The following is a 25242-nucleotide window of genomic DNA, read 5'->3' on the forward strand; positions in this document are numbered from 1 at the left end:
TTAAGCGCCTTTCGCAGATTTTAGAAGGAAGTCGATGTAATGAACTGATTCTGGGAAAAGTGATTTCTCAGTTTCGAAGTGAGTAGTGCCTAATGAAGGATTACCCGTTTCAAAGTACAGCATACCTAGGTGAGCATGTAGGCCAGGTGCAACATTCTTACTTTTGTTTGCGGCATCGGCAATAATTTGCTCAAGCATACTAATTTGCTCTTCGGCTGTTACGTCATCTGCTTTTAAATAGGCGTATACGGCAGTGCTATAGTCGCCGTAATAGTAAATAGGTTCTTTCGTTGAGTTACAACCCGTTAGGGCTATACAAACAAATGCTAAGGTAATTAGCTTTTTCATTATTTATTGCCCCATTGGCCAGCTTCAAGACCAGTAACTAACTTGTTAACGACTTCGCGAATAGCTAGGTCAAGTACTTTGCCATTTAATGTGGCATCGTATGAAGCTGTGCTACCAAAACCAATAACTTCACGTTCTGATAGGCTGTATTCACCAGCACCTTGCACTGAATAAATAACTTCTGATGTAGTAACATCAACAACATTAAGCGTTACTTTAGCATAAGCAATTTGCGATTTACCTTTACCCAATAAACCAAAAAGCTGGCGATCGCCAATGGCTTTACGGCCAAACTCTGTTACATCACCAGTTACAACAAATTTAGCACCGCTAAGAACTTGTTTTGTACCTGTTAACTTTGCTTCTTCTGCAAGGGCTGCCATATTGTCGCGATCAAGCACACTAAAGCGATTTGTTTGTTGTAAGTGGCTCATTAGTGTTGTTTTTGCTTGGCTGCCTAAACGGTCTTGGCCTGATGAAAATATACCATTTTGAAAGCTCGAACGGTTTACAAACTGACCTACGACTAGTTTGCTTTTTGTACCTGAGTAGGTTGTGTTATAGCTAGCAACAGTTGGTGTTTCTACTACTTTTGATGATGTTGTAGCACACCCAGCTAAAGACGAAGCTGTAATTGCAGCGATTACAATTGTTTTAATGTGGCTTTGGTTAATTCGCATAAATTTTTGTCCATATAGATAATTGCAGAAGTTTTTATTGATAGGCGCTTGATTTTTATACTTATAAGTCAATTACTTATTTCAAGAGTCCATTCAACTTACTTTATAAACAAAAGTCGATGTAAATACAATGTTATTTATGTTTTATACAGATGCACACAATAAAAAAGAATAAATTCTTTGTAATAACAATGCTAATTCATTAGTTTTTAAATTATTGAAAGCCTTTTTCTATAGTTGATATACAAGGACATTTATTGCGCGCTGAGTTGTTAATTAGTAATTTTATTCAATTAACTTTAATTTTTAAAACCAATCGGCTGCAACTTGTAGTGGAGTAGGGTCGCCTTTTTTAGATACCCAAAACACTAAGGCTTGCTTTGTTGGCGATATTTTTTTAGCGCGAGGCATGGTTAAGTCAGTTAATGATAATTGCTGCTTGGTCTGCATGTCACTTTGCTCGTAGCCAATAACAACAAAGTCGTGTTTTAACTTATGGCCTGCGTTTTCGCCGCTGTGTATTTGTGTTTCTATGCCAAAGCCTAATAGAGCTACATGGGCTATTAAGTTTTGGTTAGTATTATCTTCGGTATTAACAGTATCGTATTCGAGATTAATTTTACTGTTGTTTATAGTCGCTTTTAAATTACCTGAATAACGGGCTTTAGCTACAGGAATAGCTTGTTTATAAAACCAACCTTGCCACCCGTTGCCGTTAACCATAAATCCTGGAGTAGCTACAATCCTACTTTTACCGAGTGCCTTATACGTGCGTTGTCTTTTACTAAAAACAGCAGAGGCAAACGGGTCTTTCCATCCTAAATAATCCCAATAAGTAACATGAAAATTAATAGGGATTAAATCAGTCCATAGTTTTTCATCATCTGTAAACGTTGAAATCCAGCGCTCTGCTGGTGGGCAACTACTGCAACCTTGCGATGTGTAAAGCTCTAAAAAGGTAGTCGGATTAGCTGTACTGGAAATAGTTACTTGCTCAGCAGCTTGGCTTTGAAAGCAAAAAATTATTAACCCAACAAGTGAGATTAAAAATGGATGGGATAGTGCTTTAAAAGGCATGTTACTTCTCGCAAAGGCTGATATTGCATTCAGCCTAAATGATATTTACGAATGAAGTATCACGAAATACTCACAATTAAATCACGTTTTAACTGTGTATTTTATTTAGCTGCTCAATTATTGAAATACTTTACATGACTAAATTTTATTTTTAGGAAATATTATACTTAATTTGATGGTTTGTTAGTTAAAAGCGTCAACCTTTAGTGTGTAAGTGTTTTTTTTATATAGAGGTTATCAAATTTTGAGTTTTTATTTAGTTATTGGCAATAAAAGTTGCGATATTTATCAAGGTTATATTTACCTAATAAATATTATGCTAATTAGTTTTTTAGCCTTTTTTATCTAGAAATAAGGGGGGAGTGAGTTGTTTTAGGAAGTATCGCTTCGTTTTATTATTTTAATTAAGTTAATTATTTGTGTTTTATTTTTTATTGTTCTGATAAGTGGTACGGTATTGTGTTGCTTAAGTTGCTATCCTGTTGTTTTATTTGACTTTTAATTGTTGCCTTTAAGTGTCATTTAGTTAAAATAAGGTTTCAGTATAACTTTTTATTGGGTCAAAACACCCGATTTTAGTTTTAAACGGATGTTTGATTTACTAAAAATCAGTAAATTTCAAAAGGATTTATTAAATGAAAAAGACAAAGTGCTTTGCATTGTGTTTAATCGCAACCTCTATTTTAACTGCGTGTGGCAGTGATAAAGACCCATCTAGTACTAGTGAAACACCTAAAGTAGTAGCCAATACAGCACCTTCAGTAAATGCAGGAGCTGATCTTATCGTAGATGAAAATCAATCTATTTCATTTACAGGAACAGCTGAAGACTCAACCGGTACAATAGTAAGCTATGCATGGCAGCAAACCTCTGGGATTTATTTAGAGCTTAGCGGCTTAGATACAAGCACCCTTTCTTTTACAGCGCCAGAAGTAGATGAAGAGCAAGTTGTTGTATTTGAATTAGTTGCTACTGATGATGGTGGTTTGACTGCATCTGACTCTATTTCAATTACTATTAAAAATGTACTAGTAAAACCAACATTGAGCTTAAACGAAAGAGTCACTGTTGAAGAAAATACAGAAGTAGAAATTACAAGCATAGCAGAAGATTCTAATGGCTCAATAGTGTCGTATGCTTGGCAACAAACTGACGGCATTATCATTGAAATTGATAACTTAACTAATGATTCTTTAAAATTTATTGCTCCAGAAGTTGATTTTGATACAACGTTAACTTTTGACTTAACAGTGACAGATAATGATGGTCAAACAGCTACAAGTAGTGTTTTTGTTGATGTGACTAATGTTGCCGCAAGTGTTATGTCTATACCTGGTGGTAGTGAAAATATTGTTATAGATGGGCAAACCGTTGAAGCAGCGCTGAATGAAGTATTAGTACATTTAAACGATGATGTTACAGAAGCTGAATTAGAAGCTGTTTTTGATGAGATTAGTAATAATGATGCTGGAATCGCAAGTTTTGATGATGCATTAAAAGTATTACAGATAAGAGTTAGAGAAGGCGCTTCTGAAAATAGCTTGATAACAAAAATTGGGGAAATGGGTGGCGTTAGGCATGCAGGTTTAAATACTGTTATAGAGTCAAAAAACTTAAGTCTGATTAGTAATTATAATCATGTAATCAAAAATAAAAACACTGTAATACAATATATTGCAGAGGAAAGCACTGATGAGTCTCTTTTTTCTGGAGATTATTGGGTTAAAGCTGTAGCCGCAGATAAAGCATGGGATGCATTACAAGAACGTACTTTAGCGCCAGTGACATTAGGTGTTGTTGATACCGGTATAGGTGCGGGACAAATTAGCATTGAAAGCTCTCGCTTAACTCGTCTACGCGCACAAGAGAATGGCCAATTTGGTGTTGTTGAAGGTGATGATACAGAAACTGATAGTTCTCATGGGTTGTGGGTATCTAGCTTTATTGCTGGACATAACACGAGTGAAGGCAGTGCTGTGTATGGTGTTGATCACAGTGCCAACTTAATACATACCGATATTTATGTTAAGCGTTGTAAGGATGGATCAACTACTGAAGAGTGTTCATCTGAATCTCCTATTAAAACTTATATAACAGATTTAATAGCAGGAACTAAGGCGACTATAGATAGCGGTGCGAGCATTGTAAATATATCTTGGGGTGATACAAGCACTTGTGCTGACGACTCACAAGTTAGATTAAAAAGTAATAGAAATTGGCGTCTACAACAAACTAACTTAGTGGAATACGCAAAAGAAAAAGATGTATTACTAGTTTATTCGGCTGGTAATAACTGTGAAAAAAATGATGATCAACTTTTAGTTGATATCAATGATATCGCCCAAGATGCTTGGCAAACAAATACATTGATTGTAGCGGCAACAGATGCAGATGATAAAGAAACTGATTTTACACGTATGGGTAACGTCGTAAATATTGCGGCTCCTGGTGATCAAATGGGGTGGGGGAATACTGATGGTAGCTTAGGCGTAGGTACATCATTTTCAGCTGCTTTAGTAACAGGCTCTGCAGGGATTGTGAAAGGAATTAATAGTTCATTAAAAGCAGCGGAGATTAAAGATATTTTAGTTGCTACATCTTCTAATTTAACGCTTTCTGAAGAGTCAAAAGCGCTAGGCACAACCGGTCCTACGCAGTTACTAAATATTCACTCTGCAATACAAACAGCCGATTTAACTGTTGATTCTGTTTTAGATGTTAAGGCACCAATTGCTTTACCTAAAGGGGATAAAACTACTTCGCAGTTAAGCTTTACCTTACCTGAGACTACTGTGACAGCAATTGATGTCATGTTTTTAATTGATGTTAGCGGTAGTTATACTGATGATATAGCCAGCTTAAAAGAGCAAGCTGACAATATATTAGAAAACTTATCTGGTCGTGGAATTAATGTTGCTTTTGGGGTTTCTGCTTTCTCAGACTTTCCTATTGATGGATACGGCCATGAATACGATGGTGATGAAGCGTTCTATTTATTACAGTCGGTGACTACAGATATAGATGCCGCAAAAACAGGAATCAATAATTTAACCATTTATTCAGGTAATGATTATCAAGAATCACAGTTAGAAGGTTTGTACCAAGCTGTAACTGGAGCTGGTAGAGATATAGACAACGATGGAAATTATACTAGTTTAGGTGATATTGAACCTATGAATATTGGTTGGCGTGAAGGTGCTTTAAAAGTTATTTTATTAGCGACAGACGCGCCATTTCATGATTCAGATATAGATGAGAATTACCCGGGTGCGGGCAAAACTGAGGTCATCAATGTATTACAAGAAAAAGGTGTGACGGTATTTGGATTGCAAAGCGGCTCAATTGGCTTAGCTACAGATGATTTAGATTCAATTGTGTTAGCTACCAAAGGACAAACATTTTTATTGTCGTATGATAGTAACGAAATTGCAGCGGCTATTTCTTCAGCTCTTGATGAGGCTTTAAAAGAAATCGATCTCTCAATTGAAGTGATTTCAGGAGAGCAGTGGGTTGAAACTATTACCCCTGTATTAATTGAGAATGTTAAACCAAATGAAGAAGTGACCTTTGAAATTAATTTGAAAGGGATTAAAAATGCCTCTCTTGAGGAATTAAATTACGAAGTGATACTTTGGATAAGAGGTGATGGTAGCGCAGTTGTAAGAAGGGTTGTAATTCCTATTACAGTTCCAACTTTAGCCGATTAATTTAGACAAAATTAAATGATTAATAAAGCCGATATTGAGCGTTGCTCAATATCGGCTTTTTATTTAATGGGCCAAATATGAGTAGTGCTAATACTTGCCATGCTTTTAGTTTGTTGCTTCTGCAATTAATTTTTAAGCATATTACTTCATACAAAAGTTTATTTTTTCTTTAGCATAAGTAATTTTAAAGATTGAAGTATCACGAAATACTTACAGTTAAATCACGTTTTAACTGTGTATTTTACTTAGTTAAAACTTAATTTGAACACCCGCTCAAGTTGTGCTTTAATCGTTGCTCAATTATTGAGGAACTTTACATGATTAAATTTTATTTTCACCATACGCCTAACCCAATGAAGGTTGCGCTCTTTTTAGAAGAAACAGGCTTACCGTTTGAACTTGTTCCTCTTGATACTTTAAAAGGTGAGCAACATACACCTGAATTTAAAGCGATTAATCCAAACGCTAAAGCGCCAGCAATTGTTGATGGTGAAACACGTGTGTTCGATTCGAATGCTATTTTAATGTACCTTTCTGAAAAGTATGGGAAGCTTGAAGGCAAGGGCGAGGACCGCGCTGAAATGCTGTCGTGGTTAATGTTTATCGCATCGGGTTTAGGTCCGTATTCAGGGCAAAGTGTTCACTTTAGACACATGGCGCCAGAAGGGCTTGATTACGCGGTTAATCGTTATTTACGTGAAGCGCAGCGCCATTACGAAGTACTTGATACTCACCTTGAAGGTCGTGACTTTATAGTGGGTGATACATATACCATTGCTGATGTATCTGCATGGGGCTGGATTGATAAAGCACCGGTTGTATTAGGTGAAGAGGGTTTAGCACCATACCCAAATCTTAAGCGTTGGTTTGAAAGCATTGATAGCCGCCCAGCGGTTGCACGTGCACGCGCAATTGGTACTGATATAGCCTTTAAAAAAGAGTTTGATGAAGACGCTAAAAAAGCGTTTTTTCCTTCAAACTACCCAAAAGTATAAAAAGTAATTAATACTAAACAGCAGATCAGTTAGCTGATCTGCTTATTGTATTTTATTGCTGTGTGAGCGGTTCTTTATTTTCGTCTGACTCAAACAAGCTAACCTCTTGCGTGTGCTGCCTTACGCTATTTCTTTTTAGGGCGATGTATAAGTCTGAGTGAATATATATACCTTCTTTTCCTGACTTCATTCCTGCAATATCAAACCACGAAAGTAACTGACGTTTTCTACCTGCAAGCTCAAGCCTTATATCACGCTTTTTAAATATAACGTCGAGATCTGCAAGCATGGCCATTACGCTTAAATCTAAATGAGTAAAGCAGGGCACAGCGTCAATTATTACACATTGTGTATCGTCTTTTTGCCTTGCGTATTGCTCAAGTAATCTGCGTTTAAAGTAGCTGGCATTAAAGTAAGTTAAAGGTGAATTAAAGCGATAGATGAACACACCTTGCACTGCTTTTGCTTTATCTGTGGCGTCTAAACTTCTTACTACACCGTTAACATCTACGCCTAATATGTTGTCTGTTGGGCGCATAACAGTGCGAATAAATTGAAATAACCCCAGTAATACAGCAAGTGTGATCCCTGGTATAACGCCAATAAATAACACCGCAAGTAAGGTGGCTGAGGCGAGATAAAATGCGTGTTTGTCTTTTCGTTTTAATTGCCAAACAGCTTTTAAATCGAGTAAGTGTACAGAGGCAATAATAAGTACAATACCTAGCGCTGCGCTTGGAATAAATTCAAGTGGGGCTGTTAAAAATACAGCTATGAGCGCAATAATAGCTGCTGCAATTATTGATACTAACTGTGTTTTACCACCGGTTGCATCGTTAACCGCGGTGCGTGAGTCGGCGCCACTGACTGCAAAACCTTGCGATAGAGCTGACGCTATATTGGCAATACCCAACGCTCTAAATTCTTTATCGGCGTCTATGTCGTAGCCATTTTTAGCAGCAAAGCTGCGGGCAGTTAGCATCATACTAACAAAGCTCACGATGGCTAAGTTAAGTGCGGGTACCACCAGCTCACGAATAATCCCTAAATCAAAAACAGGGGTATTAAAAACGGGAAGCCCGCCAGTTACGGTGCCAATGGTTTTTATATCAAACTGTTTTAAATCAAAAATCCATACCAAAAGCGCACCAAATGCAATGGCGAACATAGATGCAGGCCACGTGGGTCTTATACGCTTCATGGCAAAATAGATCGCCAGTGTAAACAAAGCCATTAATAAGGTGGGAGCATGTGTTTGCGCTAGGTATGTGGGCACACCACCGAGCCGTTCAAGTAAGTAGCGCTCATCAAAAGTAAAACCAAATACTTTAGAAAATTGACCAACAATAATAGTGATGGCTACGCCGTTTAGTAAGCCCATTAAAATAGGTTTAGATAAAAAGTCGGCTAATACACCTAACTTAAATTTACTGGCTATAAAGCACCAAAAGCCGGTCATAGCGGTCATGGTGACAACAAGTTGCCAATGCTTAAAGCTGTCACCTGCAGCAAGAGGTGTTACTACAGCGGCAATAACGGCGCAGGTTGCGGCATCAGGGCCGACTATTAATTGTTTTGAAGTACCAAAAAGTGCATATAGCATCATTGGCAGTATGCAAGAGTATAACCCTACGGCGGCGTTAACACCGGTTAGTTGTGCGTAAGCAATGGCAACAGGTAAAGCCACTGCCGCTACTGATAGCGCCGCCCTTACATCATCAGCAAACCATTGGCGTTCATAGTGCAGCAATGTATTTAAACCGGGCATAAAATTATATAAACGCGACAGCACTTTAGTTTTCCTGCTAATAGTTACAACGTTTTGATAGTAAATTTAATATTCAAATAAGTATAGCTAGGACGGCGGTTATTTTAATAAATTGCAGGTGATTATTTATCAAGATATTAAATTTATAATTTGGCAAAAAAGTGAAAATTGAATTTTCCTGAGGTGTCTTTTAATCAGCTTATGTGCGTAGTATTAATGTACTGATATTGAGCACCTCAGGAAATCACTAAATCTAAAATCTAGTTTTAAATTTTTTAAGATTATTTAGCACCACATGCCGGATATAACTCAAGTACTTCTGTTACTACTTGTCCAAATAAAGCTTGTTCTTGCTGTGTTAAATCTATAGCAGGAATAAATGGCATTGTGTCTGTTAATTCCGAGGTAATGATTTGATAAAAGGTCATCGCTGTAAGGACATTCCCAGCATAGGATGCATGATTACCGTCGGCACTATGAAGGTTTATACTAGGCATTATTTCTAATACTCGATTCCATACAAAGCCAACAGGCGCTATGCAGCTAGGTTGTTTTTGACTGATTGCTAAATGGAGGTCGTAAACCTGCTTTGCTTCTGCGGGATCCCCTTTTTGAGGATGCTCTGGAAATAAAATAGGTGTAATTTTATGCTCTTTTGCGTTCGAGATTAATCGCTCAGTTGCGCTTGTAGGGTAGTCAGTCGAACCTGATTGTGAGTACTTTTGGCCTTGAAAAATTGCATGACTCCAGTTATCACTTTTTAATTTATCGACATTCGCATTTACTGCGACTATTTCATCTAAAAATCGACCACTAACAGTCGTTATTTTGACTGAAGTGCTAGGTAACTGACTTGTAATAATTATTTCTAATAAGCCCCCTAACTGTGAACTATGGCTATTACCATAGATAATTATTTTGTAGTCACTTAAGGGACTGTTATTAATAACCGCTTTTGATTTTGGTATTTCAATGCTTTCAGCCTCTTTTGTTTTACTTCCCCCAGAGCCGCATGCTGTTAATAATAGTAATGATAATGTGATTGATATTGTTGTTATGTATTTTAGAAACATTGTTAATCCTTTTTTCGTACCAATTATAAGTACGGCTTTAGAATACTAGACATTTTATAACCAAGCTGCAAGGTTGCTGGTTTTTAGTGCAATGTATGGTGCTTAGTTTGTGCGCTAAAAGTGAAGTGCAGGAGGTTGATATTGTTTACGCGGTATCTAAATTTTAGTTTGAAGTATTATTCAATGATAATTTTATTGCTTTAATTAAATATTTAGTTATAAAAATTGTGCGATGTTTTAACACAAGTGCCACTTTTTTATAGACGTAAAAAAGCCTGCATAAAAGCAGGCTTTAGTTTTTAGGGAAAATTAAAATTTAGCGCGAATACCAAAGCTGTAACGGCGATCCGCTTCAGTGTACTTCCAAGCACCACCTAGTTCAGATAGGTAAATAGAAGGCTCACCCGTTAAGTTGGTCGCATTACCTACTAAGGTCACGTTTTCGTTAATATCCCAGCTTGCAGAGAAGTCTAACTGGCCTCTGTCGTCACGGTAGTTATTACCGTAAACAGTACCTTCTGCTGAAATACTGCCGTCTGAGTTAATATTTTCTACACGTTTCTCGTTTTCAGTATCTAAGAAAGTGTCACGGTAGTTATAAGCTAGACGAGTAGAGAAACCTTCGTATTCCCAAAATACTTGTAAGTTATACGTATTTTTAGAAATATCTAATAACGGGTTACCGTTTGGTTGCTCGCTGTCTGCGTATGTGTAGTTTGCGTTAATGCCTAAGCCAGAAAATGCGCCAGGTAGGTCTGTAAAGAACTGTTGATAACCAACTTCAAAGCCTTGTACTGAGCCGTTTTCACCGTTTACATTTTTAACAGTATCGATACCCGTTAGTCCTGCGTCACGTAAGCCTGCTACATGGTTAAAGCCATCAGCATCTACTGGGAAGTCAGTTGCATCCGAGTAAACTAGGTTATCTTGTGAAACACCTGCAACGTCAAGCTGACATACTTGGTTCCATTGAGTTACGTTTTGGCCTGTTGAAGTGCTTGATGCCGCCACACAGCTACTTTCGTTACTTAAGAAAGATTCAACATCTTTATAAAATACTGCGAAAGAAATTACGTTACCTTGGTCAAAGTAATGCTCTACAGATAAGTCGTATTGCGTTGCACGATATGGTTCTAAATCAATAGAGCCTTGCGTTGCACCTGTAATGTCGTTATTAACGTCAAATGCAGGGCTTAGTTCGCTAAAGTCAGCGCGGCGCATAACTTTTGCAGCAGCAAAGCGGAATAATGTTTCGTCTGAGTAGTTATACGTTACGTTTAAGCTTGGTAAAAAGTCGCTGTAGTCATTGTCGCCAGTTACTTTTTCGCCATTAAGAAATACGCTTGATTCTAAATCCGTAGTTACATAACGACCACCCACAATTGCAGTGATGTTATCAAAGTCTAAGTAGGCTGATATATACACGGCAGCTGTATCTTCAACTACGTTACGGTATGCGCTTTCTTGGAACTCTTGGTTATCTGAAAGACTACCTGTTGACGCTAAGTTCGTACCTGCAAGTAACTGCTGAAGTTGAGCGTAAGTATTGGCCGGGTTAGATAAACCGTTGTAGCTTAAAAAGGTTAGTAGGTCATTTTGTCCCGAATGATCTAGTTGGTCAAAAGAGTTGTCGTGGCTAACTGTTGTAAAGCTATTTGAAAAAGCAGCGTTGTAGTCATCAACCCATAAAGTGGCTAACGAACCGTCTGAGTCGTTAAATGCATTTTTATAAATGTCTTTAATTTCTACTTTGTATTGCTCATATTCGTAATCGCGGTTAGTAACACGTACACCCGCTTTTACTTTAGATACCCAGCTTAAGCTGCTGAGTGGCTCAAACATTTCAACATCAAAACGAATAGCTGTTTCGTCATTGTCTGTTCTTCTATCTTCACTTTTAAACGTACGAAGTGCTAAGTTTTGTGGGTCAGTAAATGCATTAGGATCTGAATGAATGATGCTTGGTAATTTATTACCGTCTTGAGAGAATGCACCATCATATAAATGATTTGTTAGCTGAGTTCCACCACTTGCTTCAAATGTTGATTTTTCGATTGGGCGAAGTGTAAATTCAGAATCAGGTCTTACGCTTTCTGATGATGCTACCGCAATTTCACCAGAGATTTTGATGCTGTCAGTAAGGTTCCACTCTACACCAAGTGCATTTGAAAACGAGTCAGTTTCACGAAAGTCACTGTATGTTTTAGGAATACCAAATTCGTTTGTTAACGTGTAATTATTTACGCCGTTAGCATCTTGAGTTGTATTTGCATCTGTTGATAGTGAACCTGCGACACCTAAAATAGAGTTACCAGCTTGTTCACCTGAGCGCTTTGTGCCGCTTAAATCAAGATACACCATGCCATTACCTGATTGTGGTGCCCATTGAAGAGATAAATTTACAGCAGTTCGTTTACGTTGTTCTACATATTGTTCAACACTGTGCTCGTCTCTTACGATAGCGTTGCCACTAGGTGTATTACCTTCTTGGCCATTAATTTCGATATCTTGAGGTTTAACACGGCTAGATGTTTCATCTTGGCGAATTTCGCGATCTTGGAATGAAAACATAGCAATGGCACCAAAGGTACCCATTTCATCAAAGTCCCAGTTGTTACCAATTGAACCACTAAAAATAGGAGCTACATTTTCTGTTTTATCAGCGTATTCGCCATCTAATGAAACTGCGCCAGTTAGTTTATCTAACTCTAGTGGGCGAACTGTCTTTAAACTAACTGTTCCGCCTAATGCACCCTCAATCATATCGGCAGTAGGAGACTTAACTACTTCTACTGTTTTTAAGAAGCTTGATGGGTAATCTTGCAAGCTAATGCCGTCACGAGAGTCACCAATAGTAGAGCGACCATTTAATTCAACACGGTTTTGAGGTAAGCCACGAATCGAAACACTGTCACCCACACCAAAATCGGTATTAATAGATACGCCAGTAATTCGTTGCAGTGCTTCTGCAATATTATTATCAGGTAACTTACCAATGTCTTCAGCAACAATTGCATCTACAATACGTCCGTCAGTACGCTTAAGCATAGCGGCGGCTTTCATACTACCTAGCATGCCTTTTACTTCAATAACTTCAATGTCTGCAGCTGCCGTTTCTGAAGCTGTGGGAGCCTCTTGCGCTGCAATATTTGAAGAAGCCATTAATAAAAGGGCTGCGGCACTGATTGCTGTAGAGTTACTTCTTTTATGTTTATTAATTAATGTTGAAGTAATTTGATTGAGTTTCATGTATCTCTCCCGTTTGGGTACGACTTGCGTCATTGTGTGTGTTGTTACTTGGTTTGGTTAACCAATTTAACTGTTTGTTTCCTGTGGTGTGTCATACAGGTGGTATGGTTGAAATTAATCCAATTCAACTTTATTTACAACCTTTGTTTACCAAAATTTCACAATGTGTATTACAAAAACCTCTTTTATTTTTCTTATATTTAATAAATTTAAAGGCTTATAGTGTGTTTTTATTTTTTGTATTTTGAATGAATTTTATTGAAGTATCTTTACCAAAGGCATTTTTATATATTATTTGTACTATTTTTAAATTTTATGCGTACTTTTATACGTGTTTAGTTTACTTTTTAAGTGATATTGACTTGGAAGAGCGACCATTAAAAGTTCTAAATGATTTATAAATTTGCGAAATAGTGGAGAGGTTAAAATAATTAAAAATTATTTTGGTAATACCAATTTTCTATTGTTTTTATATTGATTTTGTACTAGCTGGGGTGGGGGCGATACACTAGGTAGCGATAAATAGATTTTTACGCAAAAAAAAAGCCCAGCATAATAATGCTGGGCTTTCTTACTTTAGATGTATTAGCTCTGTAATTCGCCTGTAGATGATTCTAAATGTGCTCGTATGAACCACTGAAATTGCTCTAAATCGGCTAGTTGGCTGGTGATCATATCTTCAGAGACCGGATCTAGCTCAGAAAGAGTCTCAATTGCTTTACGGTGATCGGCATTAACGCCGTTATATACTTTATCAAGCGCAGCCAAATGCTCGGTGACTAGGCCTTTGCCTACAGAGTATTCGTCCCAAGTACGGCGATCTACAATTGATTTTGGTGTGCCAACAGGTACTGCACCAAGTGTCGCAATTCGCTCTGCAATTGTATCTGTCATTTCGCGTACAATGTCTACTTGCGGGTCTATCATTTCATGTACGCCAATAAAGTTAGGTCCCACTACGTTCCAGTGAATATGCTTTAAAGTAAGCTGTAAATCTATCAATGCAACCATGCGGTTATCTAACGTAGCTATTGTTTTTTGGGCTGATTCGTCACTCATACCTGGCGCGGTAAATTTAGTTGTTTTGTTTGATTCGTTATTGTTACTCATAATTTCTCCTACTTAAGTAATGTGTAGCTCATATAATGTGTTGCGTGATGAGCGTGACTTAAGCTTAATAAAGCAACTGCTATGCCGTAAGTTGCTTTATTTTTAAAGTGATTAAAAAACAATTGGTTATATTTTAAATTAAAGTTTTTAAGGCTGCAGAGGAGATTGGATTTTTGAAAAGCCTGCATATATTTGTAAAATATGCAGACTTCGATTTAGTTACTTTTAGGTGTATTTAAACGTTGGCTTTATATTCGTGCGCTTTTAAAACATCGAGCGGCACTATTTCTAATGATTTTTTATTTGTGGCTTCAAGTACCACTGGTGGCGCAACGTTTGCTGAAATAGCATGAAGCCATCTTACTGAACACAAGCACCATTTATCACCGGCTTTTAAACCTTCGAAATCGTAAAGAGGGTTCGGGGTTATTAAATCGTTACCTTGTGATTTTGAAAATTGTAAAAACTCATCAGTCATAATTGCACACACACTGTGATTGCCAAGATCTGATTCTGGTACATAACAAAACCCTTCACGTGTGTAGCCACCATTACCGCAACATAGTTTTAAACGTGTGCCAAGTACATTAAATTGATTCGCCATGAAATACCTTAGTTTGTGGTGTTTAATAAATTTACTCTATCAGGAGTAACTCGCTTGAGATAGCTATAAAACTTAAAAGAGGGAGGGGGTCTACACAAACTTAAGCCCGCAGCAAATTGCGGGCTTAGTATTGTTTATTATTTCATACGCAGCGCCATACAATCGCTATGGCCGTTTATGATCATGCTTTTATCAACACGCACGCCACCACCGGAGTATTTACCGGCGGCTGTAAAACTACATATTTGTACAAAGTAGTCATCTACTTTAGGCAGTGCAAATAGTTGTTGGTATATTTGGTCTTGCTCGGCAAAGTGCCCCATTGTCTTTTCTATAACTTGCTGCTGTTCATCAACAAGTTGAATATTAGCGCCACAGCGTCCCACTATTGGTTTAACTACATATCCGGTTTGTAATAACTCGTCGTTAAGCTCAAACGCGGTATTAAGTAAATATTTATGATTAGGGAATAAGCTCCACAGTATTGGCAAAATAGCCTTGTTACTAGGAATTAATGTCCACAGCGGTTCAAACACCATGACATTTTTACGCAGTAATACATCGACTAAGCGTGGCATTTCACCAGCTTTGAATTGTGGTTCAAAGTTATCACCTAATGATTGGTCGGCTTCGCATTCTTCACGAATTTGATCAAGTGCGGTTTCCCACGACCAGGTTTTCCATACGTAACTCAGTTGTGCGCCATCTGTATCTACTATGTTGCCTGACTCATTCCAGCGAAGTGTGCTTAAGCCAATTACTAGCTTACACTCAAAGCCTGCGGCTTCAATAGCTTCTTTCATAAATAATGCGTGGTAATGTTCTTCTGGTTCATCATCTTGCAGAATATGAACAAGACCTTTTACCTCACTTTTGCGCCATGCTTTTACGAGATCTTTAAATAAATTTTGGCCTGCATCTACACCTGTTTTAACACCAAAGTGTTTTGCCCACTTTCCCTGAACTTTGCCGCTTTCCATGTAACACGATGCCGAATCGCAATTGTATTCGTAAACTTTTAAACCTGCTGCTGTTAAGGCAAAGTCAAACCGGCTGGTAATTAATTGGTTTAAGCGGTTATCCCACGATTGGCGAATTTTATTAAGCACAACATCGGGTAAATTAAACTTTTTTAATAACTCAGGGTGCTGCAGTACATAGTCGGTTGCATGCATAAATAAACCATGCAGCTCATTTGTTGCATGCTCAATGCTTTGCTGCGCCGTTTGAGATATTGCAAAGTAATTATGCTGATCTTCATCTACGGATGTAAGTTTATGGCCTTGCATCATTTCTACGTAGGCAGCTTCATCGTCATTCGCAATATTTAACCATGACTTGTTTGCTTGGCCTGTATCTGCTGCTTTATGGGCTTCTATAGTAAATAAGTCAGTGTTTAGCTCAAACGTTGGCTCAGCATATTCTGTTTCATCAGTTTGTGTCATCCAACCTAAAATAGTGGCGTCGCTGTAAGAGCACTCAATCCAATAGTCGCCATCTTTAGTTACTTTTGCTTTTAGTTCACGGCACCAGTTTTGATTTGTTGGCCATATTTGATGCCCTACATTTTGCTCAGCAAGACGTATTTTATCTTCATGCACTTCAACAATGACAGCAACATGGCCTGTTTCTTCAAACTCGCCGCCTTCTTCCCAAATAAGTAAACTACCTACTTGAGGATGATGTTTAGCACCATTTTTAAACGCGTTTAGTGGCAGTCTATTTTGGCTATTTACATCGCGCACTGAACGCAACTCAAAAATATCGTAAGCCATAGCTATGTCATCAAAAATATAACCATGATTGAGGTACATCCATCTTCGGGCAAATTCAACGCATTGCCATTTATAGCCCATGTAAATACCGTCTAGGTAACTACGATAGGCACTACGATTAGGATAAATGCTTTCATCAGCCGTATCATAATCAGATGAGTAAACAGCAACATTACCAGGTGCATAACCTAATAAAGTACCAAAATCACTAGCAGGAGCAGAAGGTTTCATAAACAAAGATGTTCAAAATAAGGTGTGATAATTTGCTGACTATATGAGCCAAACTGCGTTATAGCAAGATATAAAATATGCTTTTACGAAGGGGGATAAGTAAAAAATTACTCATTCATTAAAGAGTGGAAAGATGGGAGAGTACTTTTACTAATAGTATAAGGTTTGGTACTTTTTGACTTTTAGCTGGTTGAAAGTTAGTAATATTTTTGACGTAATTATTACTGTTTAAATCTCAACTAAAAAATGGAGTAGCTATAGGTAACTTCTCCACTTTTATTATTCATATTTAGTGTTTTTTTATAATATGTAAAGCAGGTTAACGCGCTGCTAAATCATTTCAGCATCTATATGGCGTATTAGGTTTGATACCCAATTAACATATTGGCGGTGAATTTTTTTGCCGTTGTAGTTTAAGTTAATAGAGTCTTTATAGTTGATTGAGTATGCCGTTTTGTCATACGCAATATCGACAGTTAATTGATGTGTGCGAATATCCAGTACACCTTTTATTTTACCTTCACTCAAAGGCGTACACTTCCAACCAAGCTGAATACATGCCTTTATAATACCTTTTTCTACGTCAGCTTCACTGTTGGTAATTGTTGATGTTTGCGGAATAGGGTTTTGTTCAAAGTCTCTTACTGCAACAGATGTTGAACAACCAGCAAGAATAGTAAGTGCTGCCGCTGTAACTAAAATTGAGTACTTTTTCATAATAATCCTTTGTTTTAATTTCATCCAATTGTGATGTCTCGCCAATATATGCGCGCTTAGGTGAGATTATCGGTAAATTTATAGATGAGTGCCAGCAATAATTAGAAAATTAAGAGAGTTAACCGAGGTTTATTTCGGGTATTAGCTTTATTTATGAACTAGTTAAAGTTTAATTATTTAAGCTATAAACCAAAGGGTAAAGCAAAATTATGTGTTGAAAGATTTACATGAGCGATGACATGTTTTGAGGGGAACGCTCTTTCGTTATGTTTTAAAATACTCCTATATCCGTACTTTAGTTAATTTTTTGTTAAGCTGTTGCGCTTGGTATAGCAAAACTAGCTAAAAGTTTTTAAAACAGGAAAAACAATGGAAGACATAATAAACAACATTGATATTAATCAATATTTACCCGCTGCAATTACGTGGGCAACCAACATATTACTAGCAATTGCAATTTTACTTGCGGGCTTATGGTTAGCGGGCAAAGTACGCAATTTAATTATTGGCTTGTGTCATAAATACACTCATCTTGACGATACGCTTTTTCGCTTTTTAGGCAGCATGGCTCGCTACATCATATTAGCGTTCGTTATTATTGCTGTGTTAAATCGCTTTGGTGTTCAAACAGCCTCTATTATTGCTTTACTCGGTGCTGCGGGACTTGCTATAGGCTTGGCGTTACAAGGTGCAATGTCGAACCTTGCCGCAGGCGTTATGTTGCTAATATTTAGACCTTATAAAGTGAATGACTTTATTGAGGCTGCAGGGCGTTTTGGTAAAGTAACAGAAGTAGATATGTTTACTACTATTTTACAAACGTTCGATAACCAACAGGTTATTATACCAAATAGTCAAATTTGGGGCGCGCAAATTATAAACCATTCACATCATCCAATTCGTGGTGTTGATATGCATTTTGGTGTTGCTTACGGTGAAGATACAACGGCTGTACGTAAAGTTATAGATGGCGTACTTGCAGCGCACCCACACATACTAAAAGATCCAGCGCCTTTTGTTGAAGTAGAAACACTTAACAGCAGCTCAGTAGACTTTTTAGTAAGACCTTTTTGTAAGGGCGAGCATTACTTCGATATTCTTTACACTGTGCCAGAGTTAATTAAAAAAGCACTGGATGAAAACAACATCGAAATACCTTTCCCACATCGTAAAGTTATTTTAGTTAACGAAAGCAAAGATTAACTAAATTTAAAACGGTTTAAACGCAAGAGCACTTTTAAGTGCTCTTTTTTTGTGTGAAAAAGTTACATACCTGTGTAACCTTTTCTTTTATAAACCACTTCAAATACTACATTGTTATCTGTACAGCCCTTTTTTGCTAGGTTGGATGGCTGGTCTTTATTTTGCATTTGCATAGTCGCTTTTAGCTTTAAAGCTCATAAAAACTATTGACCCATTAAATCAAACTGTATGAAGGACTAAACATGGCTGAATCATTTAAATACTCAGGTAATAAAGGGCATGGCGGTGAATTGCATCAAAAAGCATCGAATGAACACCCTACCATGACCACCGCGCAGGGCTGCCCTGTAAGTGACGATCAAAATTCATTACGTGCAGGAAAGCGTGGCCCAGGATTATTAGAAGATCACATAATGCGCGAGAAGATCTTTCACTTTGATCACGAGCGCATTCCTGAGCGTGTAGTGCACGCTAGAGGCTATGGTGCACACGGATATTTTGAAACTTACGACACGCTTGAAGATTTAACCTGTGCAGATATTTTTCAGCGAAAAGGTGAAAAAACCCCAGTATTTACTCGTTTCTCTACGGTTGCAGGTAATAAAGGGTCTCCAGATTTAGCACGTGATGTACGTGGTTTTGCGGTGAAATTTTATACCCAAGAAGGAAACTGGGATTTAGTGGGTAACAATATACCGGTATTCTTTATTCAGGATGCAATGAAGTTTCCAGACTTAGTTCATTCAGCTAAAGCCGAGCCAGATCGTGGTTTCCCCCAAGCGCAAACAGCACATGATAACTTTTGGGACTTTGTAAGTTTATCGCCTGAGTCAATGCACATGGTTATGTGGGCAATGTCTGATAGAGCTATTCCACGCTCTTTACGCTTTATGGAAGGTTTTGGTGTTCATACCTTTAAATTTATTAATGCCAAAGGTGATGAGAAATTTGTTAAATTTCATTGGAAACCAAAAGGCGGAATGCAATCTGTAGTATGGAACGAAGCACTTAAGCTAAACGGCGCGGACCCTGATTTTCATCGCAGAGACATGTGGGAATCTATTGGCAACGGCGACTTCCCTGAGTGGGAACTAGGTGTACAGGTGTTTGATCAGCAATTTGCTGATGAATTTGAATTTGATGTTTTTGATGCCACCAAGCTTATACCTGAAGAGCAAGTACCAGTGCAAATTGTTGGCCGTATGGTGCTTGACCGTGTTGTAGACAACTTTTTTGCAGAAACAGAGCAAGTAGCATTTTGTACTCAAAACATTGTACCGGGGCTCGACTTTACACCTGACCCGCTACTGCAAGGTCGTAACTTTTCATACTTAGATACTCAAACCAAGCGTTTAGGTGGTCCTAACTTTACGCATATTCCGGTCAATGCGCCTAAATGTCCAATGCGTCATTTTCAGCAAGATGGCCACATGGCAATGCACAATCCAAAAGGGCGTGTTAATTATGAGCCAAACTCATGGAGCGGCGACGAAAACAACCCGCGCGAATGCCCAGTACATGGCTTTAAAAGCTCAAAGGAACCTGAAGTAAATGGCGGTGATAAACTGCGTTATCGCTCAGAAACATTCAGCGATCATTACAGTCAAGCTCGTCAATTTTATTTAAGTCAAACAGAGGTAGAGCAGGCGCATATTCAATCTGCGTACGTGTTTGAGCTGTCTAAAGTTGAGCATTTGCCAATACGAGAACGTTTGGTATCGCACTTGTTAAATATTGACGAAACCCTCGCAAATAAAGTTGCCGAAGGACTTGGCTTGCAAGAAATGCCAGCTCCAGCTGAAGCTGCAATGCCAACACGTAAAGACTTACCTGTATCTGATGCGTTAAGTATTTTGAAAAATGCGCCCAACACCTTCAAAGGCCGTAAATTAGGTATTTTAGTAAGTGATGGCTTTAATGCAGAAATTTTTGAATCGGTTACCAATGCACTTAAAAGTGAAGGTGCAAACTTTGAAATTATTGCCCCGCAAGTTGGCGGTGCTAAATGCAGTAAAGGTAAGCATTTTAAAGCTGATCAGGTTATTAATGGTGGTCCATCGGTTTTATACGATGCGGTACTTGTACTCACCACCGAAGATGGAGCTGAAAAACTAGCTGCCATAGCAGAAGCTAAAGACTTTGTAAGTGATGCGTACGCACATATGAAATTTATAGGCTTTACAAATGAGGCTAAGCCTTTATTTAAAGCGGCAGGCCTTGATGGAAAAGTAGATGATGGTTGGATAGATTTAGAGGCACATTCAGGCGATAAATTTATAAATACATTGCGTAATTTAAGATATTGGGAGCGTTAGTAAGCTCAATAATTAAAAAAACCACAGCATGTAATAGTTGTGGTTTTTTTTAGCTCACCTAGTTAAGGTATTAGTTCAAGCCAACAATAAAAAATTGGATATATTATAAAGCTTAATGGCGCTTGTCACTGTGGCAAAGTGGTATTTACGGTCAACTCAAAACACCCTTATCCTTACAATTTATGTTACTGCTCTATATGTCGTAAAACCGCAGGGAGCGGCGGGTTTGTTATTAATTTAAACGCGCAATACAGCACGCTTGAGGTTACAGGGCGTGAACACATAACTATTTATCATGCAAAAATAGGCGATAAAATCAGCCCTGCAGAGCGTCATTTTTGTAAGCATTGTAGTGCTAACTTGTGGTTATACGATGCACGTTGGCCCGAGCAAGTTCATCCCTTTGCTGGTGCAATAGATAGTGAGTTACCCATACCGCCAGAGCGCACTCATTTAATGCTTGGTAGTAAAGCAAATTGGGTAAATGCGCCCATTAATGAAGGTGACAAGCAGTTTGAAGAATACCCTGATGAAAGTATTGCTGCTTGGCATAAACGTCTAAACCTCGAAAAGTAACGCAATTTTTTGTATGAGCTAAGCTTAAATTTAGGGGCAATTAAGCGCATATTTAGTTAATTAAATATTAAAAATCACCGCGTAAGTAAAGGAGAATATTATGGCAGTCTCAGCAATACCAAAAGGGTTTCATTCAGTTACACCTTATTTAATTATGAATGACGCACAAAAAGCGATAGATTTTTATTGTGATGCATTTAGTGCTGAACACGTAATGCAGATGCCTTTACCTGATGGTGGAATAGCACATGCAGAAATAATAATTGGTGATTCGCATATTATGCTTTCAGATAATGGTTCTGAAGAGCATTTAAAAAACCCAAAAGAGCTCGGTGGTACAGCGCTAAGCCTTATGCTTTATGTTGAAGATGTTGATACAGTGTTTAAAAAAGCAATTGAGCTTGGTGCAACAGAAATAAGACCCGTACATGATCAGTTTTATGGTGATAGGACCGGCACGCTACAAGACCCATTTGGTCATATATGGATCATTGGTACACACAAAGAAGATGTTAGTGACGAAGAGTTAAATAATCGAATTGGGAATATAACAAATCAAGAGCAAGACGCATAACTATCATGCTAATTAGATTTATGTACCTTCCTAATTACGTTGACGGCTTTAATGAAAGGCTTGTAGCTTTTGCTTAAGCTCATCTAGGTTTGATCTTGTTATCGAAACCGTTTTTACCTAAAAGTAGCTCACTTAGTAAAGCGAATTGGTATAGATTACTAGTTAAATTTTAGGCATAAAAAAACCTCAGCCAATAATTAGCTGAGGTTCAAAAAGTGGTACCAGCGGCCGGACTCGAACCGGCACTCCTTTCGGAAGGGGATTTTGAATCCCCCATGTCTACCAATTTCATCACGCTGGCATAATTTTTCTTTAATCTTTTAAGCATAAAAAGATAAAGAAAAACCACTTAAAATAAAAAGGATACTTATATACCTCTTATTCTGTATCCGCATTATACAAACAAAAGAGGGGGCGGCAAGCCTTTTCTTTTATTTGCACAAACAACTGGTTGATAATTAATCGTTTATAGTTGTGGTTAAGGCATTAAACACTAAACTAGTTTGTATAATGGAAAAACGTATCGATTATGTACTTCAAACTTTAACCTGCTCTAATACTTGTGTTATTAGGTTTTAAGTTTTACATACCAAAACTTATACCCACAAATACCCGCAAACTCTTGTTAAAATTAATTATACCGGTAACAAAATAGTTGCTACAGAACCTAAGCCATTACTTTTGTTTACTAAACTCAAGCTGCCGTGGTGTTGCTCAATTACGTTACGACAAAAGCTGAGACCAATGCCCTGGCCTTGTTGTTTAGTGGTGTAAAACGGCACAAATATATTATCCGGGTTTGCAAGGCCATGTCCGTTGTCAGAAATAGTAATGCAGTTCACCGTGTTTTGAGTGTCAATTTTCAATGCTATTTTAACCGGGCAGGAACTGGCTTCTATGGCATTTTTTATCAGGTTAATAATTACTTGATGTAAAAATGTACGATCGGCATTAAAAGTTGGGCAGTTAATGCTACGAGTAAACTCAACATTAGGGTAAATAGCGCAAACTTGATTAAAAAAAGCCTTACTGTCTATCGTAACAATATTGAGTGAAAGGGCTTTATTTATATCACCGTAGCGGGTTACAAACTCATTTAGGTAATTACAACGCTCACTTATTACGTTTAACGCTTGGGCCTGACGTGGCTCGGTAAGCTTTATCGCGAGGTTTTCGGCCATACCAATCACCGGAGTGAGCGAATTACGAATTTCGTGGCCAAGTACGCGAATTATTTGTTGCCATGCTTGTAGCTGGTTTTCGCGAAGAGCAGAGGTGATATTAATCATTACAATAAGTTGATGGCAACTGCCTTGCTCTATAAATTCACTGTGGCGTATTTGCCATTGCTGCGCAGTAATCGCATCGCTAAGTTGCCAATGAGCATCGTGCTTTATAAGTCCTAATGCCTCTGCGCTTGAGTAGCGCAGAGTTTGCCATGGCGTATTTTTAAATTCGCTATATGCGTTGTTGGCATAACTTAGTTTGTTGTTTTGATCGAGCACCATTATTGGCACATTAAAGTGCTCAATTAGCTGATAAACCAAAAATACATGTTGATCATAGCGTGATTTCTTTTTAAATAATTCTTCACTCAAAGTAATTAAGCTTTGTTGTAATTGCTTGATGCTTCCGCCTTGATAACTTGGTTTAACGAGTTGGTTGTAATCCTCATTCAAAATAGCATCTAGGTGAGCATGGTTACGATTAAAGCTACTTATAACTTTGTTATAAGTACTCATAAATAACTTAAAATAAATAATTAAAAATAGCACTGTAATTGCTGCTGAAGTTGCTGTCGACAAGGTAAAGTATTGGCAAATGAAGTAGCAACCAAGTGCAGATAAACAACCGCTTAGTGCAGCAAAGCTTATTAAACTGCGCTCTAATGAAGAGCTAAAAAGCCAGCGTGCTTTCATACCGTAATGCCGTACTTTTCAAGACGACGGTACATAGATGATTTACCTAACCCTAATAACTTTGCTGCGTTAGGAATGTGACCTTGAGTTTGTTTTAATGCTAAATCAATAAGTTGGCGTTCAGCGCTTTCTAGGGTCATTAACGGTAGCGTATTATTAGCTTGATTACTATTTAGATTAAGGTGACTCGCACTTAAAGTATCTGTAGTTGCTAATAAAACAGCACGTTCAATAATGTGGCTTAACTCACGTACATTGCCTGGCCAAGAGTAGTGTAATAATGCAAGTTTGGCACAATCAGTAAGCTTTATTAAATTATGGTTATACTTTTTGGCGTGATGACTTATAAAGTGCTCACATAGCGGGATTATATCCTCTACACGTTCTCGTAATGGTGGAATAACAAATTCAAGCGTATTTAATCGGTAATATAAATCTTCCCTAAATGCGCTAGTAGCGATGAGCCTACTAAAATCCCCATTGGTAGCACTTATCAGCCTAACATTAGCTTTTTTAGTGTAACTTGCACCTACCATTTCGTACTCTTGGCTTTCAAGTACTCGCAGTAATTTAGCCTGCTGGGGTAGCGGAATATTAGCAATTTCATCTAGAAATAAACTGCCATTTTCAGCGAGTTCAAAGCGACCAATACGTTCACTTTTAGCATCTGTAAACGCCCCTTTTTTATGTCCAAACATTTCACTTTCAAATAACGACTCTACAATTGCGCCCATATTTACTGCAATAAAAGGCTGAGTTTTACGAGCTGATTGTAGATGTATCCATTGGGCTAACTGACTTTTACCTGTGCCATTTTCTCCGGTTAGTAATATATTAGCATCAGTTTTGGCTACTTTTTCTAGTTGCTCAATCAGTTGTTGCATTGCTGTTGAGTTATAAATAAAAGGCTGCGAGGGATGATCGTTTAATTGCTGCTGTAACTTTTTATTTTTCTTAGTGAGATCATTAAGTGTTAGCTGTTGCTGAAGTAACTTTAATAGCCGCTGATTTTGCCAAGGCTTTTCAATAAAGTCACATGCCCCTTGTTGCATTGCACGTACAGCTAAGTCAACGCTTGACCAGGCAGTCATTGCTATAACAGGAATCGCTAATTGTTTTTTTTGTACATACTGTAAAAAAGCCATTCCTTCATTACCAGACGTTGTATCGCGCGAGAAGTTCATGTCGAGCAGTATTAGATACCATCTCTCATTTTAAGCTTCAAGGCCGTATTTAACTTTCTTGAAGCTTAAACGCTTCTTGGTTTTTTATTACACCAAAACATATATGAATGAGCTTTCGCATATTTGCACACACAGCT

Annotated in this window: 18 protein-coding genes and 1 tRNA gene; 6 read left to right on the forward strand and 13 right to left on the reverse strand. The window is 37.9% G+C overall.

Annotation, left to right across the window (positions count from 1 at the left end):
- From H5115_RS07300 to H5115_RS07310, 3 genes are all read right to left on the reverse strand, one after another.
- A complete protein-coding gene (locus tag H5115_RS07300; protein WP_008165258.1) occupies positions 1-348 on the reverse strand; it encodes a DUF4810 domain-containing protein in 348 nt (115 codons plus the stop codon).
- Entirely contained in the window at positions 348-1028 is a 681-nt protein-coding gene (locus H5115_RS07305; RefSeq protein WP_008165259.1) for a CsgG/HfaB family protein, read from the reverse strand. Before H5115_RS07305 ends, H5115_RS07300 begins: the two co-directional genes overlap by 1 nt.
- Before the next feature lie 306 nt (positions 1029-1334).
- Entirely contained in the window at positions 1335-2105 is a 771-nt protein-coding gene (locus H5115_RS07310; protein WP_182754510.1) for a DUF1223 domain-containing protein, read from the reverse strand.
- A gap of 635 nt (positions 2106-2740) precedes the next feature.
- Between H5115_RS07310 and H5115_RS07315 the strand changes: the two genes are divergently transcribed.
- Positions 2741-5812, forward strand: coding sequence for a PKD domain-containing protein (locus H5115_RS07315; RefSeq protein WP_182754512.1), 3072 nt, complete (start codon positions 2741-2743; stop codon positions 5810-5812).
- 317 nt (positions 5813-6129) lie between these two features.
- Positions 6130-6807 (forward strand): glutathione S-transferase family protein, encoded by a 678-nt coding sequence (locus H5115_RS07320; protein ID WP_154903450.1) that lies wholly within the window; start codon positions 6130-6132, stop codon positions 6805-6807.
- 52 nt (positions 6808-6859) lie between these two features.
- Here the strand turns inward: H5115_RS07320 and H5115_RS07325 are convergent, their stop codons facing one another.
- The 7 genes from H5115_RS07325 to H5115_RS07355 all read right to left on the reverse strand — a co-directional run bounded on the left by H5115_RS07325 (position 6860) and on the right by H5115_RS07355 (position 17334).
- A complete protein-coding gene (locus tag H5115_RS07325) occupies positions 6860-8599 on the reverse strand; it encodes a SulP family inorganic anion transporter (protein ID WP_182754514.1) in 1740 nt (579 codons plus the stop codon).
- A 257-nt stretch (positions 8600-8856) separates the two neighbouring features.
- A complete protein-coding gene (locus H5115_RS07330; protein WP_182754516.1) occupies positions 8857-9648 on the reverse strand; it encodes a hypothetical protein in 792 nt (263 codons plus the stop codon).
- Positions 9649-9957: 309 nt separating this feature from the next.
- On the reverse strand, positions 9958-12897 hold the full coding sequence (locus H5115_RS07335; RefSeq protein ID WP_182754518.1) for a TonB-dependent receptor: 2940 nt from the start codon (positions 12895-12897) through the stop codon (positions 9958-9960).
- A gap of 585 nt (positions 12898-13482) precedes the next feature.
- A complete protein-coding gene (gene dps, locus H5115_RS07340) occupies positions 13483-14007 on the reverse strand; it encodes a DNA starvation/stationary phase protection protein Dps (RefSeq protein ID WP_024595435.1) in 525 nt (174 codons plus the stop codon).
- 235 nt (positions 14008-14242) lie between these two features.
- Positions 14243-14611: a DUF2237 family protein gene (locus H5115_RS07345; RefSeq protein ID WP_182754520.1), complete on the reverse strand. Its 369-nt coding sequence runs from the start codon at positions 14609-14611 to the stop codon at positions 14243-14245.
- A 137-nt stretch (positions 14612-14748) separates the two neighbouring features.
- Positions 14749-16617, reverse strand: a complete 1869-nt coding sequence (gss, locus tag H5115_RS07350; protein WP_182754522.1) for a bifunctional glutathionylspermidine amidase/synthase — start codon at positions 16615-16617, stop codon at positions 14749-14751.
- 330 nt (positions 16618-16947) lie between these two features.
- Positions 16948-17334 carry a hypothetical protein gene (locus H5115_RS07355; protein WP_182754524.1) on the reverse strand — a complete coding sequence of 129 codons (387 nt, stop codon included), beginning with the start codon at positions 17332-17334 and terminating at the stop codon, positions 16948-16950.
- 369 nt (positions 17335-17703) lie between these two features.
- Here H5115_RS07355 and H5115_RS07360 point away from each other — a divergent pair, with 369 nt between their 5' ends.
- The 4 genes from H5115_RS07360 to H5115_RS07375 all read left to right on the forward strand — a co-directional run bounded on the left by H5115_RS07360 (position 17704) and on the right by H5115_RS07375 (position 22002).
- On the forward strand, positions 17704-18537 hold the full coding sequence (locus H5115_RS07360) for a mechanosensitive ion channel family protein (protein ID WP_182681756.1): 834 nt from the start codon (positions 17704-17706) through the stop codon (positions 18535-18537).
- A 242-nt stretch (positions 18538-18779) separates the two neighbouring features.
- Positions 18780-20852 (forward strand): catalase, encoded by a 2073-nt coding sequence (locus H5115_RS07365; protein WP_182754526.1) that lies wholly within the window; start codon positions 18780-18782, stop codon positions 20850-20852.
- Positions 20853-20957: 105 nt separating this feature from the next.
- Complete coding sequence (locus tag H5115_RS07370) at positions 20958-21428, forward strand: GFA family protein (RefSeq protein ID WP_058154198.1); 471 nt, start codon at positions 20958-20960, stop codon at positions 21426-21428.
- A gap of 100 nt (positions 21429-21528) precedes the next feature.
- A complete protein-coding gene (locus tag H5115_RS07375; RefSeq protein WP_182673298.1) occupies positions 21529-22002 on the forward strand; it encodes a VOC family protein in 474 nt (157 codons plus the stop codon).
- 216 nt (positions 22003-22218) lie between these two features.
- Here H5115_RS07375 and H5115_RS07380 read toward each other — a convergent pair.
- The 3 genes from H5115_RS07380 to H5115_RS07390 form a co-directional block, all read right to left on the reverse strand.
- Positions 22219-22303 (reverse strand) — tRNA-Leu (locus tag H5115_RS07380).
- Between the two features lie 334 nt (positions 22304-22637).
- Complete coding sequence (locus H5115_RS07385; RefSeq protein ID WP_182754528.1) at positions 22638-23921, reverse strand: PAS domain-containing sensor histidine kinase; 1284 nt, start codon at positions 23919-23921, stop codon at positions 22638-22640.
- Positions 23918-25117 (reverse strand): sigma-54-dependent transcriptional regulator, encoded by a 1200-nt coding sequence (locus H5115_RS07390; protein ID WP_404936122.1) that lies wholly within the window; start codon positions 25115-25117, stop codon positions 23918-23920. Before H5115_RS07390 ends, H5115_RS07385 begins: the two co-directional genes overlap by 4 nt.
- Positions 25118-25242: the final 125 nt, after the last annotated feature.

The organism is Pseudoalteromonas sp. SR44-2 (genome assembly GCF_014163745.1).
Lineage (GTDB): Bacteria > Pseudomonadota > Gammaproteobacteria > Enterobacterales > Alteromonadaceae > Pseudoalteromonas > Pseudoalteromonas distincta.

What these genes read in the sequence shown, in the direction of transcription:
- H5115_RS07300 (WP_008165258.1), bottom strand. Translation starts at nt 348, where the DNA reads ATGAAAAAGCTAATTACCTTAGCATTTGTTTGTATAGCCCTAACGGGT.
- H5115_RS07305 (WP_008165259.1), bottom strand. Translation starts at nt 1,028, where the DNA reads ATGCGAATTAACCAAAGCCACATTAAAACAATTGTAATCGCTGCAATT.
- H5115_RS07310 (WP_182754510.1), bottom strand. Translation starts at nt 2,105, where the DNA reads ATGCCTTTTAAAGCACTATCCCATCCATTTTTAATCTCACTTGTTGGG.
- H5115_RS07315 (WP_182754512.1), top strand. Translation starts at nt 2,741, where the DNA reads ATGAAAAAGACAAAGTGCTTTGCATTGTGTTTAATCGCAACCTCTATT.
- H5115_RS07320 (WP_154903450.1), top strand. Translation starts at nt 6,130, where the DNA reads ATGATTAAATTTTATTTTCACCATACGCCTAACCCAATGAAGGTTGCG.
- H5115_RS07330 (WP_182754516.1), bottom strand. Translation starts at nt 9,648, where the DNA reads ATGTTTCTAAAATACATAACAACAATATCAATCACATTATCATTACTA.
- H5115_RS07335 (WP_182754518.1), bottom strand. Translation starts at nt 12,897, where the DNA reads ATGAAACTCAATCAAATTACTTCAACATTAATTAATAAACATAAAAGA.
- dps (WP_024595435.1), bottom strand. Translation starts at nt 14,007, where the DNA reads ATGAGTAACAATAACGAATCAAACAAAACAACTAAATTTACCGCGCCA.
- H5115_RS07345 (WP_182754520.1), bottom strand. Translation starts at nt 14,611, where the DNA reads ATGGCGAATCAATTTAATGTACTTGGCACACGTTTAAAACTATGTTGC.
- gss (WP_182754522.1), bottom strand. Translation starts at nt 16,617, where the DNA reads ATGAAACCTTCTGCTCCTGCTAGTGATTTTGGTACTTTATTAGGTTAT.
- H5115_RS07355 (WP_182754524.1), bottom strand. Translation starts at nt 17,334, where the DNA reads ATGAAAAAGTACTCAATTTTAGTTACAGCGGCAGCACTTACTATTCTT.
- H5115_RS07360 (WP_182681756.1), top strand. Translation starts at nt 17,704, where the DNA reads ATGGAAGACATAATAAACAACATTGATATTAATCAATATTTACCCGCT.
- H5115_RS07365 (WP_182754526.1), top strand. Translation starts at nt 18,780, where the DNA reads ATGGCTGAATCATTTAAATACTCAGGTAATAAAGGGCATGGCGGTGAA.
- H5115_RS07375 (WP_182673298.1), top strand. Translation starts at nt 21,529, where the DNA reads ATGGCAGTCTCAGCAATACCAAAAGGGTTTCATTCAGTTACACCTTAT.
- H5115_RS07385 (WP_182754528.1), bottom strand. Translation starts at nt 23,921, where the DNA reads ATGAAAGCACGCTGGCTTTTTAGCTCTTCATTAGAGCGCAGTTTAATA.